This is a genomic window from Paraburkholderia sp. RCC_158, assembly GCF_041355255.1.
GTDB lineage: Bacteria > Pseudomonadota > Gammaproteobacteria > Burkholderiales > Burkholderiaceae > Paraburkholderia > Paraburkholderia graminis.
This window is the reverse complement of record NZ_JBFUPM010000022.1, coordinates 53,200-72,651: the sequence shown is the minus strand read 5'-3', so window position 1 is coordinate 72,651 and position 19,452 is coordinate 53,200. Positions and strand designations below refer to the sequence as shown.

General features: G+C 62.1%; 19 protein-coding genes. All 19 read left to right on the top strand.

The features are described 5' to 3' along the window. Positions 1 to 49: 49 nt before the first annotated feature. The 19 genes from AB6809_RS29850 to AB6809_RS29760 all read left to right on the top strand — a co-directional run bounded on the left by AB6809_RS29850 (position 50) and on the right by AB6809_RS29760 (position 19,315). A complete protein-coding gene (locus tag AB6809_RS29850; RefSeq protein ID WP_371027849.1) occupies positions 50 to 1,252 on the top strand; it encodes an AAA family ATPase in 1,203 nt (400 codons plus the stop codon). An 86-nt stretch (positions 1,253 to 1,338) separates the two neighbouring features. After that, positions 1,339 to 1,917, top strand: a complete 579-nt coding sequence (locus AB6809_RS29845) for a hypothetical protein (protein WP_371027848.1) — start codon at positions 1,339 to 1,341, stop codon at positions 1,915 to 1,917. A gap of 32 nt (positions 1,918 to 1,949) precedes the next feature. Then, positions 1,950 to 2,531 (top strand): hypothetical protein, encoded by a 582-nt coding sequence (locus AB6809_RS29840; RefSeq protein WP_371027847.1) that lies wholly within the window; start codon positions 1,950 to 1,952, stop codon positions 2,529 to 2,531. Positions 2,532 to 2,559: 28 nt separating this feature from the next. Next, the gene (locus AB6809_RS29835) at positions 2,560 to 2,859 is read left to right on the top strand and encodes a hypothetical protein (RefSeq protein WP_371027846.1); all 300 of its coding nucleotides are present in this window, start codon (positions 2,560 to 2,562) and stop codon (positions 2,857 to 2,859) included. 29 nt (positions 2,860 to 2,888) lie between these two features. Continuing rightward, the gene (gene dnaE, locus AB6809_RS29830; protein WP_371027845.1) at positions 2,889 to 6,233 is read left to right on the top strand and encodes a DNA polymerase III subunit alpha; all 3,345 of its coding nucleotides are present in this window, start codon (positions 2,889 to 2,891) and stop codon (positions 6,231 to 6,233) included. Positions 6,234 to 6,281: 48 nt separating this feature from the next. After that, positions 6,282 to 6,893, top strand: a complete 612-nt coding sequence (locus AB6809_RS29825) for a hypothetical protein (protein ID WP_371027844.1) — start codon at positions 6,282 to 6,284, stop codon at positions 6,891 to 6,893. Between the two features lie 141 nt (positions 6,894 to 7,034). Beyond that, complete coding sequence (locus AB6809_RS29820) at positions 7,035 to 8,051, top strand: hypothetical protein (RefSeq protein WP_371027843.1); 1,017 nt, start codon at positions 7,035 to 7,037, stop codon at positions 8,049 to 8,051. Positions 8,052 to 8,120: 69 nt separating this feature from the next. Further along, entirely contained in the window at positions 8,121 to 9,059 is a 939-nt protein-coding gene (locus AB6809_RS29815) for a hypothetical protein (protein ID WP_371027842.1), read from the top strand. Positions 9,060 to 9,074: 15 nt separating this feature from the next. Then, a complete protein-coding gene (locus AB6809_RS29810; RefSeq protein ID WP_371027841.1) occupies positions 9,075 to 10,136 on the top strand; it encodes a hypothetical protein in 1,062 nt (353 codons plus the stop codon). Between the two features lie 54 nt (positions 10,137 to 10,190). Beyond that, a complete protein-coding gene (locus AB6809_RS29805; protein WP_371027840.1) occupies positions 10,191 to 10,550 on the top strand; it encodes a hypothetical protein in 360 nt (119 codons plus the stop codon). Further along, positions 10,550 to 10,993 (top strand): hypothetical protein, encoded by a 444-nt coding sequence (locus tag AB6809_RS29800; protein WP_371027839.1) that lies wholly within the window; start codon positions 10,550 to 10,552, stop codon positions 10,991 to 10,993. The genes AB6809_RS29805 and AB6809_RS29800 overlap by 1 nt, the downstream gene beginning before the upstream one ends. Before the next feature lie 55 nt (positions 10,994 to 11,048). Beyond that, the gene (locus AB6809_RS29795) at positions 11,049 to 11,456 is read left to right on the top strand and encodes a cell wall hydrolase (protein WP_371027889.1); all 408 of its coding nucleotides are present in this window, start codon (positions 11,049 to 11,051) and stop codon (positions 11,454 to 11,456) included. 73 nt (positions 11,457 to 11,529) lie between these two features. Continuing rightward, complete coding sequence (locus AB6809_RS29790; protein ID WP_371027838.1) at positions 11,530 to 12,051, top strand: hypothetical protein; 522 nt, start codon at positions 11,530 to 11,532, stop codon at positions 12,049 to 12,051. Positions 12,052 to 12,148: 97 nt separating this feature from the next. Further along, entirely contained in the window at positions 12,149 to 13,210 is a 1,062-nt protein-coding gene (locus AB6809_RS29785) for a hypothetical protein (protein WP_371027837.1), read from the top strand. After that, positions 13,210 to 15,171, top strand: a complete 1,962-nt coding sequence (locus tag AB6809_RS29780) for an AAA family ATPase (protein ID WP_371027836.1) — start codon at positions 13,210 to 13,212, stop codon at positions 15,169 to 15,171. Before AB6809_RS29785 ends, AB6809_RS29780 begins: the two co-directional genes overlap by 1 nt. Next, positions 15,168 to 16,079: a hypothetical protein gene (locus tag AB6809_RS29775; protein ID WP_371027835.1), complete on the top strand. Its 912-nt coding sequence runs from the start codon at positions 15,168 to 15,170 to the stop codon at positions 16,077 to 16,079. The genes AB6809_RS29780 and AB6809_RS29775 overlap by 4 nt, the downstream gene beginning before the upstream one ends. A gap of 17 nt (positions 16,080 to 16,096) precedes the next feature. Continuing rightward, entirely contained in the window at positions 16,097 to 16,678 is a 582-nt protein-coding gene (locus AB6809_RS29770) for a hypothetical protein (protein ID WP_371027834.1), read from the top strand. 1 nt (position 16,679) lies between these two features. Beyond that, a complete protein-coding gene (locus AB6809_RS29765; RefSeq protein ID WP_371027833.1) occupies positions 16,680 to 16,919 on the top strand; it encodes a hypothetical protein in 240 nt (79 codons plus the stop codon). A gap of 113 nt (positions 16,920 to 17,032) precedes the next feature. Continuing rightward, positions 17,033 to 19,315, top strand: a complete 2,283-nt coding sequence (locus AB6809_RS29760) for a ribonucleoside-diphosphate reductase subunit alpha (protein ID WP_371027832.1) — start codon at positions 17,033 to 17,035, stop codon at positions 19,313 to 19,315. Positions 19,316 to 19,452 lie beyond the last annotated feature (137 nt).

Sequence of the window (19,452 nt, the reverse complement as noted above, 5' to 3'; positions counted from 1 at the left end):
TAGACCCTGTTGAACAAATTCAATTGCAGTTTCAATTTGAGAGGATTTCATGAGCGATCTGGACGACAAGATCACCTGCGCAGAATGCGGTGCAAAGACCCACTCCATCCAGCTTCACCTGAACGACGCCCATCCGGGCATGGCGCTCGCCGACTATCAGGCGAAGTTCCCGGGCCAGCCGGTGCTGTCAAAGCGCGCCGAGCAGGCCATCGCAGCGCGCGCAGCCGCACAGCCTGCGACCGCCGCCATCGGTATGGCGGGCAGTGCCCTGCCGGCGAACGTGACCGCGCTGAACCCCGAAGGCAAGACCAGCGCCGCGCTGCACGAGGTGTTCGGCCTGCTCGATAACGCCGGCAACCCGGTGCCCGCAGCGAAGAACGGCCGCGGTGAGCCGATTCCCGTGACGATCTTCGCGACGCCGCGCGACCGTGATCTCGTGCCTGAAGTCGACAACGGCTTCATTTTCGATATCGACAACCTGAAGAACGCGCTGATGGCGCTTGAGCTCCGCAAGAACCTCTACGTGTGGGGTCACGCCGGGACGGGTAAGACAACCCTGATCGAACAGGTCGCGGCGCGCACCGGCCGCCCGGTCATGCGCGTGCAGCACTCGATCGGCACCGAAGAATCGCATGTGCTGGGCCAGTGGGTCGTGCGCGGCGGGCAGACCGAGTTCCAGCCGGGCCTGCTCCCGCTCGCGATGCGCAACGGGTGGATCTACCTCGCCGACGAATACGACTTCGGTCTGCCGGCCGTGCTCTCGGTGTATCAACCGATTTTGGAACCGGGTAAGTCACTAGTGATTAAAGACGCGCCGGAAGAATGGCGCGTGGTGAAACCGCACGAGAACTTCCGCTTCGTCGCGACCGGCAACACGAACGGTTCGGGCGATGAAACGGGCCTGTATCAGGGCACGCAGATCCAGAACGCCGCGAACTACGACCGTTTCGGCATGGTGCTCGAGGCGACCTACATGAAGCCTGAGCTGGAGTCGGCGATCCTGGTCAACCGCTCCCGCATCCAGAAGGTGAACGCGGACAAGCTGGTTGACTTCGCCAACCGCGTGCGCGAGTCCTACAAGAACAAGGAAGTGGCGAGCACGATCAGCCCGCGCTGCCTGATTGACGCGGCCGACATCGGTATGCGCAAGGGCAGCTGGCGCGCCGGTCTCACCCTCTCATTCATCAACAAGCTCTCTGCGGTGGACCGCGCTGTCGTTGACGGCGTTGCATCGCGCGTGTTCGACAAGTAATCCGGGAAATCCCAATCATGCTGCAATCGGCCCAAGCCGTAACCGTTAATCGCTCGACCTCGACCACCTACGAGGACCATGAGGGCATGCTTCACAAACTGGCCCGCAAGGGCTGGGGCCGACTGCAGGAGGTGGGTCTGTCCACTCCTTACGAGGACGTGTTCCAGTTCATGTGCGAGAGCTTCGTGCGCTGTCAGCCGAAATACGATCCGGCGACCGGCTTCACGTTCTCGGCGTATTACGGGCGCTCGTGCTGGAACAACTTCAACAAGTGGGCCGAGCGCCTGTGTCTGGAGCACACGCAGCTTGGCATGGTGAGCGTCGAGGTGCTCGGTGGCGCGTCAGATGGCGATGAGTCGCGTGACGTCTACGAGTTCCTCGATGCGGCCGATGACGACCACGACACACCCGAAGAGCGGCTCGAGGCGCGTCAGGAGAGTCACCGCGCGGCGCGCGCGCTGTCGCCGGTTGCCAAGCAGGTGATCGCGCTGCTGGTGCACCAGACGCCGGAGTTCATGGCGTTCTTCGATGAGCGCAACGCGCGCCTCACGAAAAAGTTCACAGCCGTCACGCTCGGCATGATCTTCGAATTCCTCGAACTGTCGAAGCCCAAGGGCCGGCAGATCAAGGAAGAACTGCGGCGCATCTACGGGGTGGACCTGTAATGAGCCAACCCAGCTGCTTCGGGCTGCCGTCGGTGTTTCTCGCGGCATCGCCGGTCTGCGCCGCGTGCACGGGCCAGAGCCTATGCGTGCCCGCCTGCCACAGCATGCTGGTATCGCTCTCGGATCGGATCGACACCTCGCGCGACCTCGCGCGCCTTGAGCGCACCGCCAGGGTCGTGATCGCGCAAGCTCACCCTCCCATAGCAGTCGAAACGACGATCCCGGCACCCGCGCCCGCCGCGGTGCAGGTCAAGCTGGCGATCGACACGCCCGCGCAGGGCATGCTCGACGCCCTGCCGGTGCGCGTCGCCAAGGTGATGCGCCCGCTGCTGAAACACGGGCTCGACACGAAGGCGCGTTACAGCCTCGCCGCCGGAAAGAACCCATTCGACGAAACGACGCCGCGCTGGCTTCAGCTTGCGGGCGAATGCCTGCTCGCCGGCGGGATGACGAAGGCTGAGCTGCGCGAGCGCTACGCGCGGGAGTTCGGCTGGTCAGCGGGCACCGCCAATTCGCGCACAGCGATTGTCTCAGCACTGCTGCCTGCGCTGCGCATAGCCGCGGTCACGCACGACCGGATCATGCCCGCGCCGCGCGCTGTCGTGAAAAATTGAAGCATCGACTGCACACGGGAGAAACGCGATGGCTGTGATGGACGCACTCGATATGAGCATTGAGACGATTTACCGTTGGCGGATTGACTACGACTACGCCGAGAGTCGGCTGGTTTGCTACGCGTGTGATGCGACGCCGATTGAGCGGATCGAGGCTCAGGCATTCGCGATTGCCAAGAAGCACGGCGTTCACGGTAGCAGCTACGGCGGTGGCGCAGCGTTCGGTGCATACATGATTTACGAATGCGACGACAAGGCTCAGCTTGAGGCTGCCGCGAAGAAGCTGGTTCGATATATCCGTCGCTTCAAGAACATCCAGGTGATGTGACGGCCCATTAACTCAGTAGGGGAAAAGAGTTGAACATCAAACACCTGCTCGCCGCGAGGACGGACTTCTCGATGGGTGAGTCCACCTTGCAGGTCGGCAAGCTGATCGAGAAGGCGAAGGAGTTCGGCTACGAGTCGATCGCCTTGGTCGACAACATGACGATCTCCAACATGGTCGGCTTCAGCGAGAAGGCGAAGAAAGCGGGCATCAAGCCGATCATCGGCTGCACCGTGCGCGTGGTCGATGACCCGACCTACCGCAAGCCACCGAAGGCATCGGGCGAAGTCGAGAAGCCGAACCCGCTCGTCATGCTGAAGGTTTACGCGCAGAACGACGCGGGTATCCGCTCGCTGATGAAGCTCCTGTCCAAGGGCAACTCACCGGACTACTTCTACTACCATTCGCGCGTGGGCCTTGAGGACGTGCTCGCGCTCGAAGGCTGCGCGATCTCGACCGGCGACTTCTACGGGCTCTTCCACCACCCGCGCTGGAAAGAGATCGCCTATCGCCTGAGTTATCACTTCGAGCAGAACTTCTTCGTGGAGTTCGTTCCTGGCGCAACACCGCTGCACAGGACGCTCAACGCTCGCGCGACAGAGTGTCTCGGCACCTTCCTTTGCGATCCGATCGGCACCTGGCCCGCGCTCTACGCGACGCCCGAAGAAGCCGACTCGCTGGACGTGCTGCGCGCGATCATCGGCAAGAACAAGATGACCGACCGCTGGCTCATGAAGCCTTACGTGCGCGACTACTGCCTGAAGGCGCCGGCTGACATCGTGCGCGCAATGGTCGCCGAGAAGCTGCCCGCGAAGCAGATCATCGACGGCAATCAGGCGCTGGTCGACTCGTGCACGTATGAATTCAAAAAGCTCGAGCCGAGCATGCCGAAGATGGCACCGGATGAGTTCAAGGCGCTGTGCGCTGAAGTCGCAAAGGGCTGGGCCACGCGGTTTGCGGCACCCGTGCTGGGTCACCAGCCGGCCGCCGAAGAGCTGCCCGAATACAAGGCGCGACTTGCCTACGAGCTCGATGTGCTGCGCAACATGGGTTTCTCCGGCTACTTCCTGCTGGTGCAGCACATCGTCCAGTGGTCGAAAGGGCAGGGCATCCTCGTTGGCCCCGGCCGCGGTTCGGTGGGTGGCTCGCTCGTTGCATACCTGATGGGTATCACCGACGTGGACCCGATCCGCTTCAATCTGCTGTTCGAGCGCTTTATCAACCCCGAACGTCTGGACTTGCCCGACGCCGACCTTGACTTCATGTCCAAGCGCCGGCACGAGGTGATCGACTACATCGCCGAGCACTTCGGGCGCGAGAACGTCGCGGGCGTGTCCAACTACAACACGATGGGCGCCGCGGGCGTCATGCGCGACACGAGCCGTGTCCACGAGCTCAACCCGTTCGACTATGCCTGTTCGAAGCAGATGGAAAAGCAGCATGGGGTCTCACTCTCGCTGGAGGAGTCGGCTGCGATCGTGCCGGAGATCGACAAGTTCAAGGGCATCTACCCGGACATCTGGCGGCACATGATCAACCTGGAGGGCGCCGCGCGCGGGCTCGGGCAGCACGCCGCCGGTGTGGTGGTGGCCGGCGAGCCGATCATCAACCGCGCGGTGGTCGAAACCCGCACGGGCGGGCCGGTCGCCAACTGGGACAAGCGGTCGATCGAAGACTGGGGCCTGATCAAGATGGACATTCTGGGCCTGACCAACCTCGACATCATGGCGCTTGCCGCGACCTACGTGAAGGAGCGGCACGGGCGCACCATCGACTTCCTGCGGCTCCCGCTTGACGACAAGAAGGTGATGGCGGCGTTCGGGCGCGGTGACACCACGGGCGTCTTCCAGTTCGAATCGGGCGGCATGCGCCGGCTGCTGCGCGAAATGGCGCTCTCCGGCGAGGTGACCTTCGATGATCTGGTCGCCGTGGTCGCGCTCTACCGCCCGGGTCCGCTCGACGCGGGCCTGTGCGACGACTATGTGGCGATCAAGCAGGGCGCGAAGATGCCTTACTACGAGCATCCGAACATGGCGCCCGCGCTGCGCGATACCTACGGCGTGATCGTGTATCAGGAGCAGGTGATGCAGATCGCGCGTGACCTTGCCGGGTTCTCACTGGCGGGCGCGGACCATCTGCGTAAAGCGATGGGCAAAAAAGACCGGGAAAAGATGGCCGAAATGCGGCAGAAGTGGGTTGACGGCTGTATGTCGCACTCAGGGATGACCGAAGGCTCGTCGAACGCGCTGTTCGACAAGATCGAGGTGTTCGCAGGCTATGCCTTCAACAAGTCGCACTCGGTCGAATATGCCGTGATCAGCTTCTGGACCATGTGGCTGAAGGTCAACTATCCGGCCGAGTTCTTCGCGGCGTCGCTCACCGAGAACGACAAGGAAGAAAAGCGCGAGCCGCTCGTGATGGACGCGCGGCGCATGGACATGCAGGTGCTGCCACCCGACATCAACAAGTCAAGCGCACGGGTCGAAATCGTCGGGGAGGACAAGCTCTATGCCCCGTTCCAGGCGCTCAAGGGTATCTCCGAGAACGCTGCAGGCTACATCGTTGATGCGCGCACGAAGTGGGGCAAGCCATTCACGAACCGCACCGACCTCGACGCGGCGCTGAAGGCCGCCGGCTACACCGGGCGGCACGTCAATCAGGCGGTCAAGGACAAACTGCTGCTGATCGGTGCGTTCGCCGAGTGCGAGGGCGACAAGGTGCCCGCGATGCATCCTGACCGGCTGAAAGACCGCATCGAATTGCTGCCAGGGTTCACGGTCGATACTGTGAAAGCTGACCGAACGCTTAACGCTGAGAAGCTCGCCTTGCTGCAACTGGTGCGCATCGCAGAGGAAACGCGCTCATGCGAGCGGTGTTCGCTCAAGGGCGGCTGTCACCCGATGCCTCGTATCGGCAAGACGCCGAAGTTCATGGTGGTCTCTGACAACCCGAACTGGCAGGAGGAGAAGGCGGGCAAGCTGCTCGAAGGTGACAACTCGGCGCTCATCATCAACGCGCTGAAGGAGGCGGGTCTGTCGGCACAGGACGGGTATTTCACGACGCTCGTGAAGTCCGGCAAGCCGCGTGACCAGAAGACGCTCACGAACGAGCAGATCAACCAGTGTGGCGAATTCCTCAAGCAGGAGCTGGAGGTGCTCAAGCCGCCGGTGATCGTCACGCTGGGCAGCAACGCCGCGCGCTTCTTCGCGCCGGGTGTGAAGGGTGGCACAACGGAGCTCGCGGGCAAGGTGATCTTTGATCCGAAGCTCGACGCCTCGATCGTGTTTGGCATCAATCCGGGCCAGATTTTCCATGACCCGGGCAAGTATTCGATTCTGCAGAACGTGGCCGCGAAGGTGGCCGACCTTATTAACTGAACAAGGACTCAACTCATGAGCACAACTGATACCCTCTCCGTCGAAGACATGGCCGCACTGGTCGGCGATCTCGAAAGCCCCGCAGTGGCCGGCAGCGCTGCCGCGACGCCGGCTGCAGCAGCCGCGCCGAAAGCCTCCGAACCGACCGTCTCGGGCCTGAAGGTCTTCGTGGACGTCGGCCAGCTGAAGCAGGACTTGCAGGTCAACCCGAACGATCTGGACGACGCGGTGATCAGCCAGGCGCCGATGTTCGTGCACTACGCGCAGCAGGCCGCACTGGCCCGCCGCCAGTGGGAGAAGTCCAAGCTCGCCGCCGAGGTGACGGAATCGCAGCTGGACTCGGCATGGCGCAAGAAATTCCTCGAAGACGGCACCAAGGTCACCGAGAAGGTGGTGGAGAACGCGGTCAAGAGCGATCCGCGCTACATCAAGGCCCACACGCAGGTGATCGAGGCGCGTGCGCTCTACGACATTGCGAACGACGCGCGCGAAGCCTACATGCAGCGCAAGGACATGATCGTGCAGATCAGCGTCGATCGCCGCCGTGAGCGCGACGGCCAGCTGCGCATTCTCGCCGCGAAGGAAACCGAGACCGCGATCCAGTCGGGCCGCGATGCCGCGCTCGCCGCTGAAGCCGCGCGTCGCGCACAAGCTGCCTGACAGGAACTTGCTTTTCGCGGTGATAGGATAAGTCACCGCTGACTATAATGAATGGGCAGGGCGGGAAGCAAGACATGCACCCAGCGGATCGTCCTGAACATTCAACTCGTAACCTCCGACTTAAAACTGGAACTGAAAACTATGACGACTCAATCTCTGATGGACCTGCTCGCGAAGCGCAAGGCTGCAACCGGTGGTCAGAAGACCATCAAGCCGAAGACGGGCCGCAACCGCTACCGCATCCTGCCGGGCTGGCGCAAAAACGGTGACCCGACGTTCTATCACGACTTCGGCCAGCACTTCATCAAGGACGCAGCCGGTGCGGTGAAAGCGGTCTACGTCTGCGTGGACAAGACGTTCGGTCGCCCGTGCGAAGTGTGCGATGCAGTGGCGCAGGGCATCCAGATGTCGACGGATGACCTGACCAAGAAGCGCGTCGAGGACGCGAAGGCGAGCGGTCGCGTGTTGCTGGTGGTTCTGGAACTCGACGGCACGCAGCCGACCGTGCCGCAGATCCTCGAAGTCGCCCCGACCGTCTTCAACGGCAACAAGGGCGTCGGCGGCATCATCAACCTGTTCGATGAATGGCCGAACATGCTCGATCCGGTCAACGGCAACGACATCATCATCGAGAAGTCCGGCGCAGGCATGGACACGCGCTACGCGGTGCAGATCGCGGGTGCCTCGAAGCCGGTGCCGCCGGACGCGCTGACGAAAATCTGCGACCTCGACGCCTACGTGCAGCAGGAAAACGACCAGGCGCATCAACGCGCGTTGCTGTCGGTTCGCTCGGTTGCGGGTCTCCCGCCGCCCGCCGCGACCCCGGCACTCGGTTATGCGCCCGCCACCGCTGGCGGCGTCTACGCAGCGCAGCCCGCGCCGCAACCGTGGGAAGTGGACGAGACGCTCGCTATCGGTGATCCGGCAATGGCCGCAGCAATCGCTGCTGCACAGCCGGCAGCCGCGGTCGCAGTGGTCCAGCCCACAGCGGTCGCTCCCGCAGCAGTCGCGGCGGTCGCAACGCAACCCGTCGCAGTAGCTGCCGCAGCCACGCCCGCACCGGCAGTCGCTGTTGCGCAGCCTGTCGCCCAGCCGGCTGCAGCAGCCGGTGCAAGCACGGGTGACCCGGAGCTCGACGCTCTGCTCGCGGGCCTGTAATCGAAGCCTGATGTAACGACCAAGCGGCGGGGCTCACACCTCGCCGCTTTTCATTCAGAGGGTTCGAGAGTGGCAAAAACCATCCTTATCGACGCCAATTCCGTAGGTCGCGCCTCGCACGCCGCGACCAAGCTCACGGTGGGCGCATTCCAGACACAGGCGATCTTTGGCTTTCTGCGCACCGTGGGCGCACTGTGCCGCGACTATCCCGGCTGGCAGCTGCTGGTCCTGTGGGACGGCGAGGCTGACCATCGGCTCGCGATCTACCCCGAATACAAGGCGAACCGCAAAGAAGCGCTGACCGATCCGGTGAAGGCGGCAGACCGCGCGGCGTATCACGCGCAGGTGCCTTACATCAAGAAGGCGCTCGACCTGCTCGGAGTGCCGCAGATGGTCAATAGCGCGCTCGAAGCCGATGACCTCGCGGGCTACTTCGTGCCGCGTCTGACCGCGAAAGACGAAGTGCTGCTGGTCACGGGAGACTCCGACTGGCTCCAGCTGGTCAATGAGCGCTGTCGCTGGTTCGACCCGCGCAAGGCGGGCAAGCACGTCAACCTGCAGGACTTTTTCGAGAAGACCGGCTACTTCACGCCGCGCGAATACATCGAGGGCAAGGCGCTGATCGGTGACTCGACTGACGGCATCGGCCCGGCGGGTGGCATTGGCAAGGAAGGGGCGCCCGAATTCATGGCGCAGTTCCGCTCGATGGAGAAGTTCCGGCAGATGTGCGACTCGGGCGAGTTCGTGCCGAAGCTGAAGAAGCACATCAACCTGTGGAAGGGTGACCCGCGCCTGAACTGGGACAGGAACATGAAGCTCATGAACCTGCTCGACCAGCCGCACCCGGACCCCAGCAAGACAACCATTACGCAAGGCGCGCTCAATGAGCCCGCGTTTCGACTGCTCTGTGAGCGCCTTGTCTTTAACTCGATTCTGCGTGAGTGGGATCACATTCTGAAACCGTTCCGCGAACGCTGGGCAGCGCGCCCGATGCGCGCGGCCGCATAAGCGAAGGAGAAATATATGAGCACAGTAGACGATCTGGCAAAAGCGATTCTCGGCGCAGTGGGCGCCAACGACGATGAGCTGGAGGTGCCGGGCTACATCGACACGGGCTATGAGCCGCTGAACGAGATTCTGACGGGCAACCCGAAGGATGGCGGTATCCCGATCGGCCGCATCGTTGAAATCTTCGGTCCGTCGAGCTCGGGCAAGACGTGGCTTGCCACGCAGATCATGGTCGCCGCGCAGAAGGCGGGCGGGGTGTCGATGTTCATGGATCACGAACTGACGTTCCAGCAGCCGTTCGCTGAGCGCAGCGGCCTGAATCCGCAGTTCCCGTTCTTCATCTACAAGCGCCCGCCGACGTGGGAGGAATCGAACACAATGGCGCTGCAGGCCGCTGAAGCGATTCGCAAGAGCAAGAAGCTCGACCCGCTCGCGCCGATCGTGTGCGTGTTCGATTCGGTCGCCGCGATGATCCCGAAGTCGGTGTGGGAAAAGGGCATCGGCGAATACTCGATGAACGATACGACGGCACTCGCGCGCGTGTCGTCCACGACGATCAAGGCGGTCAACCAGAAAGCGGCCGAGTTCAACCTGACCATCGTCTACCTGAACCAGATCCGCACGAAGCCGGGCGTGGTCTATGGTGACCCGACCACGACACCGGGTGGCTCGTCGTTCGAGTTCTACGCGACGATGCGCCTCGCGCTGGGCAAGAAGTTCATTCGCGCCAAGGTCAATGGCAAGGATGAGATCGTCGGACAGCTGATGGGTATCGAGACGAAGAAAAACAAGCTCTCGCGTCCGCGTCAGGAAGTCGATCTGCGTCTGGTGTTCGAGGACGACGGCATGACCAAGGTCAATCTGACCCTCTCGCTGCTGGATCACGCGGTCGCCGTGGGCAAGCTCAAAAAGCTCTCGACGGGCCGTATCGAGTGGGTCAATGGCAGCAGCTACCCGCCGGGACAGCTTGCCGACATGATCGACAAGGGCGGTCTGAAGCCTGTCCTGCTCAACGTCCTGTATCCGGCGCACTACCCGGCGGTCGCAGCGCCGGCCGCGCCGGCCGCAGCAGCCTAAGTGAGGTGCCTCCCTATACTCGATTGCAGGTTAATCGGGTATGGGGAGAAGGCGATGGAACAATACGTGATCGAATTTGCGCCGCCGGCCGAAGGGCTCGACGGCGTTTTGCCATTCAATACCTTCCGCATCGGCAAGGTGTGGGCGGGTCGCCTGAAAGAGGGCGACGAGGTGCTCCTGATGTGGTCGAAGAAGATGCAGGTGTTCGGGCGCGCGACGGTCGGCGCGATTCACACGGGCAAGCTGCGTGAGCTCGCCGAGCAGCACGCTGCGTTCAACCATAACCAGAGCGGGCACCCCGACGTGGACGGCGCACCGGATCGCTTGATTGCGAACATGCAGAAGCGCTACGGGCCACACATCGCCCACGACAATAAGCTCACGACTGTCATCTATTTGAGGCGACTGGAATAATGGCTGAACTCAAGATCAAGGACTTCAAACCCTCGACCTGCGGCAAGTATCAGGCCGCGAAGGTCAAGAAGGGCCACGCGCTCTACGGCGAGCTCCGCAAATACCCGAACGGCATGTCGATCTACTGGGCCTTCAGGAAGCCCGACGAGGTGTTCGTGGAGCTCGACGCGTGGGCCATCGATACCGAGACGGTATCCGTCATGAAGAGCCGGCGCGTCACGCACATCGGCATTCTCGTCACGAACGGCGATCAATACCTGACCCGTATCGAAACCATCACCGACAAGACCAAGGGCGCCATCGTGCTGAACTACAGCGCGCACACGGGCGCCCGCGGCAAGCTCGGCGCGCGCCAGTGGTATCTGCCGCGCTCGGCATTCGCGCAGACGCTCGCGCCGCCGGAGGGCACGCTTAGCCTGATGAAGATCCGCGGTAGGCGATAAGTCAGCCGTGACGTCTTTGCTACAATGGGCAGTTCTGAAAAAAGAGGGACACTTGATGATTCTGGCAAGCGCACTCCTTTGCCTCAGCTTGAACCTGTATCACGAGGCCCGTGGTGAATCCATACTCGGGCAATACGCAGTCGCCGCGGTGACCATGAACCGGGCCGGTGACGACCCCGCCAAGGTCTGCGAGGTGGTGCTGCAACCGCACCAGTTCAGCTGGACCACCGGCAAGATCGCCCGCACTCGCGATGGCTGGCGCCTGAAGGCAGCCGGCGTCCCCAAAGACGAGGACGCGTGGGTCACCGCGACCAAGATCGCCTACCAGACGCTGAACGGCCACAAGATCGATATGACGCGCGGCGCGACGTTCTACCACGAGACAAAGGCGAAGCCCCTGTGGCGCAGGCACTTCGAGCGCATGATCGCGATTGGCAATCACATTTTTTATCGTCAAGCATAAGTCAGCAGTGACTATAATCGACGATGCAGCATCAAACTGTTTCACCCCTTTTAACCACTCAGGAGTCACCCGTATGAAATTCACCTCGTTCCTGTCCAAGCTGTTCGTGCACGTCGTGCTGTGGTTCGCGCTCACCATGGCGTTCAATCACCAGGAGGTCGGCATCGAAAACCTGACCGCGTTCATCCTCGGTTTCATGGGCTTCAGCACGCTGATGCTGGCGATTGTCGGCGACGGCATGCGCACGATCGAGGTGCCCGGCAGCCGTCTGGGCAAAGCCGCGTTCCTGCTATTTCACTGGTCGCGACTGTTTATGGTCGTCGCACTCGCCGCGCATGCGCACTTCTTCGCCGCCTTCATGCTTGCCCTGTCAGTCGTGATGATCTACTCCGCGTATGCGCAGGTCCGCAAGTTCGAACGCACGATCAAACAGGCATGGCGTGACGCCCGCGATTCGCTCGATGCCTTCACCAAGCAGACCTCGGCAGGTGCGCCGCTCGAACCGGTCAACGCGGCCGGACAGCCGAAAGAGACCACGCCGGGGTATCCGGGCGCAATGGGATATAGCGCAGGGGCGGCTCCCGCAGCAGCGTAAGTAGTCACCCGCAGTAGAAACAGGGGCCAAGCGCCCCTGTTCAGCATCCGAAGTATCGAATCGACAATGCCCGCATGGGCAAATCAATGAGGTAACCATGACACCATACGGGCTTCTTTCCGACACACATAATCACAGCTGGAGCGCATTCGCGTCGGTCGGCTCTGATCTGGTTAATACCCGCCTCACGACTATTCTGGACGAGACCGAGCGCTGCGCCGTCGAGGTCAAGAATGCGGGCGGTAACACCATCTATCACGGGGGTGACCTGTTCCACGTTCGCGGCTCGATCCCGCCGAGCGTGCTGAACCCGACCCGTGCACGTTTCGAACACATCTACCGGACGCACGGCGTGAAATTCCGCCTGCTGCCGGGCAATCACGATCTGGAGCACAAACATAGCAACGCGGTCGGCAACTCTGTCGAGGCGATGCGCAGCGAGTGGGTCGAGGTCGATCACGATGTCCGGGAACACGCCGAGCACATGGTCGTTCAGGTGCCCTGGATCGAGCGTGTCGAAGACCTGAAGGCGAAGCTGCTGAGCATTGCAGAAGGACTGGGTGACAACGGCGTCATTGCGGACTATGACCTGATCATTCATGCCCCAATCGACGGCGTGATCGCAGGGTTGCCCGACCACGGGCTCACGGGCGAATGGCTCGCGGAGCTCGGCTTCAAACGCGTATTTGCCGGGCACTACCACAACCACAAAGAGATCGTGCCGGGCAAGGTCTGGTCGATCGGCGCACTCACGCACCAAACGTGGGGCGACGTCGGCAGCAAGGCGGGCTTCCTCATCGTCAGCGATGGTGAGGTCAAGTGGCACAGCACCCGCGCCCCGCAGTTCGTGGACATCGAAGCGAACATGGACCCGACCGAGGTGAGCCTGCGCTGCGACGGAAATTACATCCGTGTGAAGGTGCAGAACGCGAAGCCGTCCGAGGTCAGTGCGATCCGCGATGGCCTGATGAAACATGGCGCGCTGGGCGTGAACGTGAACGTGGTGAAGGTCGCAACGACCGGCCGCCCCACGGTCAGCACGGTGAAAGCCGGCGCGTCGGTCGAGGTGCAGGTGACGGACTACATCAAGGGCGCCAGCTTCGAGCATTCGGAGCTCGTCGCGCAGGCAGCAATCAACGTTCTCGCGGAGGCAGCGTAATGGATTTTCTCAAACTGCGGGCAGTCAACTTCCTGACGCTCGGTGACTCGGGCGACCTGTATCTGAAGGATCGCGGGCTCGTGCTGATTCAGGGCGTCAACAAGGACGATACGTCGGCGAAATCGAACGGGGCGGGCAAGTCGTCCATCGCCGACGCAGCGTGCTGGGCGAGCTTCGGCACCACCGCGCGTGGCGAGTCGGGCGATTCGGTCATCAACGAAAAAGCCAAGAAGGGCTGCTATGTGTCACTGGTCCTGCAGGACGGCGAGTCGATCTATGAGATCCGCCGCCACCGCAAGGACAAGCAGTTCAAGAACGCGACCACCATCACGGTCTGGAACCCGGCCAGCAACTATCACGACGGCGCGGTGGGCGAGCGCATCGAGAAGGGCACCGAGAAAGACATCCAGCGCCAGATCGAGGAGATCATCGGCTGCAACTACGACGTGTTCAAGTCGGCGATCTACGCGGGGCAGGAGGACATGCCCGACTTGCCGAAGATGACCGACAAGCCGCTGAAGATGCTGATCGAGAAGGCGGCCGGCATCGAGCGTCTGGAGAAAGCCTACGAGATCGCGGGCAAGAAGCGCGACGACGCGCGGGCCGCGGTCGAAGCCGCCACCAAGCAGATCGGCTCACACGAGGCGCACATCGTGAACTGGAAGGTCTCGCTCGCGCAGGCTGAGACCAACCACGCGGCATTCGAAGCGCAGCGCCCGACCGTGCAGGCTCAGCACGTCGCACAGCAGACTGCGGTGGCTACCGCTATGCGCACCAACTTCGCGACCTATCAGGGCATGAAGGAGCCTGAACTCGTCACGGAGCGCGACACGCTGCAAGCGGTCCTGACCGATCACAGCAAGTTCACGGTGCAGCGCAACGAGCTGGTCAAGGCAGAGAGCGCAGCGAATAACGCGTATCTCCTCGCCCAGCGCGACTATGAGCGCCTGCGTGCGCAACTTGTCGAAGTGACCGACGCAATCAAGGATGCGCCGGCGGCGATGGCGAAGCCCTGCACTGAGTGCGGCAAGCCCCACACCGCCGACGAGCTGGATACGTTCGTCGCCCACCAGCGCCAGAAGGCCAAAGACCTTGCTGTTCAGGCGGGTAGCAGGCAGTCGGAGCTGACGGCGCTGCAGAACACGGCCGCCGCCGCAAGCAAGGCGCTCGAAGAATTCACCGCGACCATCCCCGACGTCTCCGCGACCAGCGCGCGGCTCGCGCAGGTCAACGAGGCGCTGCGTGCATGCCAGCAGCTGAAGAACGCACTGCAACAGCAGCGCATCCAGCATGACCAGCACAAAGCGGCCGCAGAGGCTGCGATGACGGCGGTGAACCCGCACCAGTCGGCGATCGACATGGGCAAGCAGCAGATCGAGAAGATTGAGTCCGAGATCGCCAGCATCAAGGCGGGCGCCGAAGAGCTCATGAAGGCGGTCGAGATCGCCGAGAGCGTGGTGAAGGTCTTCAGCCCCGGCGGTGTGCGCGCGCAGATTCTGGATACGGTCACGCCGTTCCTGAACGATCGCACGTCCGACTATCTGTCGGCACTCTCGGACGGGAACATCAGCGCCGTCTGGTCGACGCTTGCGACAACCACGAAGGGCGAGCTCCGCGAGAAGTTCAACATCGAGGTCGAGAACGCCACCGGCGCCAAGTCATTTGGTGGGCTCTCGGGCGGGGAGAAGCGCAAGGTGCGGCTCGCGACCATGCTCGCGCTGCAGGATCTGGTCGCGTCGCGCGCAACCAAGCCGATCGGGCTGTGGCTCGGCGACGAGATCGACGACGCGCTTGACGAAGCCGGGCTCGAGCGCCTGATGACCGTGCTGGAGACGAAGGCACGCGAGAAGGGCACGGTGCTGATCATCAGCCACGAATCGCTCAGCGACTGGTGTGACCAGATCGCGACCGTGACGAAGGAGGGTGGCGTGTCGACGGTCACGGGGGCGCTGTGCCTGTGAGTGATGACGAGCTACGCCGCCGGATCATCGAGCAGGCCGAGAGCCTGTTTGGGAAGACAGGCAGCGGGCTGCTGGTCGCGCCAGGCGCCACGCCATTGATGAAGACGATTCAGATGAGCGGGCGCCGCATGGGCAAGACGACGATGGCGAAGGTGTGGGTCGAGGAATACCAGAAAGCGGCCGCGCGCACGTCAAAGTCGCCGGAAGAGTTCAACAAGGAATATCTCGGGGATTTCTCAGCGGCCACCACTGCAAGCAGCGCCTCAATACCGTGGGCGACCAAGAGCGCGGAAGAGATTCTCACTGACGTGAAGCGGGTCGCGGCGGACATTGAACCGTGTCGATGGACGCCGGCGATCAATAAAGCAACGATCGCCGGCGGGATGGTCACCGCAGCGAAGATTGGAGATAGCCCGATGGGCATTCTGGATTCAACCGCGGGCGCCGCAGCCGGGCTCGCACGAGAAATGAAGGGGAACGAGATGGACGATACGACGAAGAAGCAACTCGAAGGCATTGGCGCAGCACTCATGCACCGCAACGCAGCGGGAGGGTCGATTCCAATGTTCCGGCTCACCGGCCCGATGCAGCTGACGATCAAGACGCGGCAGAGCCAATACAAGAAGAAGGCATTCCTGGGTGACGAAACCTTCACGCTGTCGAGCCACTACATCGGCAAGAAGGACATGATTCTGGTGTTCAAGAACACCCGCCCGGTGGACTACGCGTTCATGGAAATGCCGCTCGACGAGGCGCTCACCGCGCTCAATGGTTTCAAGGAGTTCGCTGACGCGGCCGGCGGGGGTGACATTCACGGCACGCTCGCCAACATCGAAACGATGAAGACGCAGGAGCGCCGCGCCGAGCAGGCGGTGCTGATGCAAGACCCCGAATTCGCCAGCTGGTAACCACTGAAGGAATGACCATGAGCAGCATCATCAAAGTCGCAGGACTTGACCCGTCGATGTCCAACTTCGGGATCGCACTCGCGGACCTGAACATCGACACGATGGAGAAGACCATCACCGATCTGATCCTGGTCGAGACCGAGCCTGACCAGACCAAGCAGGTGAAGAAGGTCTCGGACGACCTGCGACGCGCGTATGCGGTGCGTGAGGGCATGCTGAAGGCGCTGCAGGGCCGGGCGCACGTCGCGTTCTCCGAGATCCCGCTGGGCAACGCCGCCCAATACAAGAACGCCATCTTCAATGCAGGATTTGTTATCGGCATCCTCGCAAGTTGCCCGATCCCGATCATTGAAGTCTTCCCGATGGACGTCAAGATGGCCGCTGTCGGGCACCGTCAGGCGTCGAAGGAGGAAATGACCGAGTGGGCCGTGTGCAAGTATCCGACCGCACCGTGGCGCACCCGCGTGCTTCGGGGAAAGCAGGTTCTCACGAAATCGAATGAGCACCTGGCTGATGCGTGCGCCGTGATTGAAGCGGGTATCGAGACGCGAGACTTTGAGCAGATGATTGCAATGCGCCGATCGCTGATGGCGGCCTGACATGCGCGGCGTTCTGCAGGGTAGTGCAACGGATATGCGCTACAGCTACAACCGCGAGGGTGACAGGATGGAAGTTACCATCACGATGATCGTGGATGGTAAGCCCAACTTGGAGGACACGGACTATATACCTTATGAGGGAATCGTCGTGTGCTTCGGCGGCGCACTGCCCCAGCCGATGCGCCCGCTCTACGAAAAGCCGGTGGCAGACGCAACCGACGAACGCGTAGGAAGCTGGTAGCCGCACTATACTGAAACGGGAAGAGGTCGCGCGGTCGCGGCATATTTTTTGCCCGACATGATAAGTTAGCAGTGACTTATAATCTCTTCCCCCTTCGCCAACCGAACCGAGAAATGAAACACATGAATGTCATCAAGCGCGACGGCTCCACCGAGTCGATGAACGTCCCGAAGATCCAGAAGTGCATTGAATGGGCCTGCAAGGGTCTGAACGTGTCGCAGTCCGAGCTCGAAACGAGCGTGGGCGACATGCTGTTCGACGGCATGTCCACCAAAGACATTCACCGCGCGACCATCCTCGCCGCCGGCGGTCTGATCTCGCTTGCCGCGCCCGACTACACCTACGTCGCGGCCCGCCTGCTCAAGCAGCAGATTTTCAAGGAGTCGGTCGGTTCGATCGACTATCCGCACCTCGCTGACTACGTGAATAACGCGGTCGCGCTGGAGAAGCTCACCCCGGAACTGGTCGACGGCCGCTTTGACCTGGATGCGCTGGACGAGGCGATCGTCGCCGACCGCGACTACCAGTTCGACTATCTGGGCCTGCAAACGCTCGCCGACCGATACTTCATCCGTGAGACGCCGGACGGCCGCATCATGGAAATGCCGCAGCACTTCTTCATGCGTGTCGCGATGGGTCTCGCATTGCGCGAAGACAACCCGACCGCCCGCGCCGTCGAGTTCTACACGGTGCTGTCCAACTTCGAATTCATCAACTCGACGCCGACGCTGTTCAATTCCGCGACGCTGCACCAGCAGATGAGCTCCTGCTACGGGAACCGCGTGGGCGACCAGATCGTGTCGGAGCCGGGCGACCACCCTTACGACTCCATCTACGGCGCGATCACCGAGTGCGCGCTGCTGTCGAAGTATGCGGGCGGCATCGGCACCGACTGGACCCCCGTGCGCGGTAAGAACTCGCATATCAAGGGCACCAATGGGAAGTCCTCGGGCGTGGTCCCATACCTGAAGGTCTACAACGACACCGCGGTGGCCGTGAATCAGGGCGGCAAGCGCAAGGGCAGCTTCGCGCCGTATCTGGAAACGTGGCACCCGGACCTGCCGGCCTTCCTGCAGCTGCGCAAGAATACGGGCGACGACCACGAACGCTGCCACGACATTTTCCCGGCGAACTGGATTCCCGACCTCTTCATGGAGCGCGTGAAGGCAAAGGGCAAGTGGCACTTCTTCGATCCGCACAGCTACCCGGAACTGCATGAGCTCTATGGCGAGGCGTTCAAGACGCGCTACGAGGAGCTCGAAGCGGCCGGCGCATTCGTGGGCGAGATCGATGCCGTCGTGCTGTGGCGCGACATGCTGACCGCGCTGTTCGAAACGGGCAACCCGTGGATGACGTGGAAGGACGAAATGAACCGTCGCAATCCGCAGAGCCACGTCGGTGTGATCCACAACTCGAACCTGTGCACGGAGATCGCGCTGAACAACTCGGAAGACGAGACGTTCGTGTGCAACCTCGGCAGCGTGAACGTCGCCAAGGTCAACCCGTTCAATCACCCGAAGCGCTTCAGTCAGGTCGTGAAGACGGCCATGCGCATGCTGGACAACGTGATCGATATCAACTTCTATCCGAGCGACCGCGCGAAGACCGCCAATATGCGGCACCGCCCGGTTGGCCTGGGCCTGATGGGTCTGTCGGATCTGATGGCGCAGATGGGCTTCGACTGGGAGTCGTGGGACGCCGTTCAGTTCAACGATGAGCTGCTGGAGCACCTGTCGTTCGAGGCGATCAGCGCGTCGGTGGATCTGTCGGTCGAGCGCGGTGCCTACAGCACGTTCGCCGGCTCCAAGTGGTCGCAGGGCATCCTGCCGATCGACACGGCCCGCGAGCAGACCACGACGCTCAGCAGCAAGTGGGACGAGCTCCGTCACCGCGTGGTCACCTACGGCATGCGCAACAGCAACACGATGGCGATTGCGCCGACCGCGACGATCAGCAACATCATCGGCGTGTCGCCGTGCGTCGAGCCGAACTTCGAACTGTTCCATTCGAAGAAGAACATGGGTGGCAAGTTCCTCGTGATCGCGCCCAGCATGCGCCACGCGATGCCCGGCTACACGGTCAAGACGGTGTTCGAGATCGAGCCCACCTGGATCGTCGAAGCAGCGGCACGCCGCCAGAAGTGGATCGACCAGGCCCAGTCAACGAACATCTGGATCAAGGCCGGCACCAAGGGCAAGGTGCTCTCGGAGCTCTACATGCTCGCCTGGGAACGCGGTCTGAAGACGACCTACTACCTGCGCACCGAGTCCGCGAAGGCGAAGGAAGAGGGCGCACCGGCCGCGCAAGCACCGGCTCCCGTTGCTGACGTGATGGAGCAGGACGTCTCGGCGGGCCTGTGCTCGATCACCAACCCCGACTGCACCAGCTGCCAGTAACGCCTGTCTACACTGATAGGTAGCGAAACCAAACCCCCGGCGCGAGCCGGGGTTACCCTTCATGCCAGCGAAAAAGATAAACCTGATTGGACAGCGCTTTGGTTTTCTGACCGTGCGCTCAAGAGACGAGGATGTCC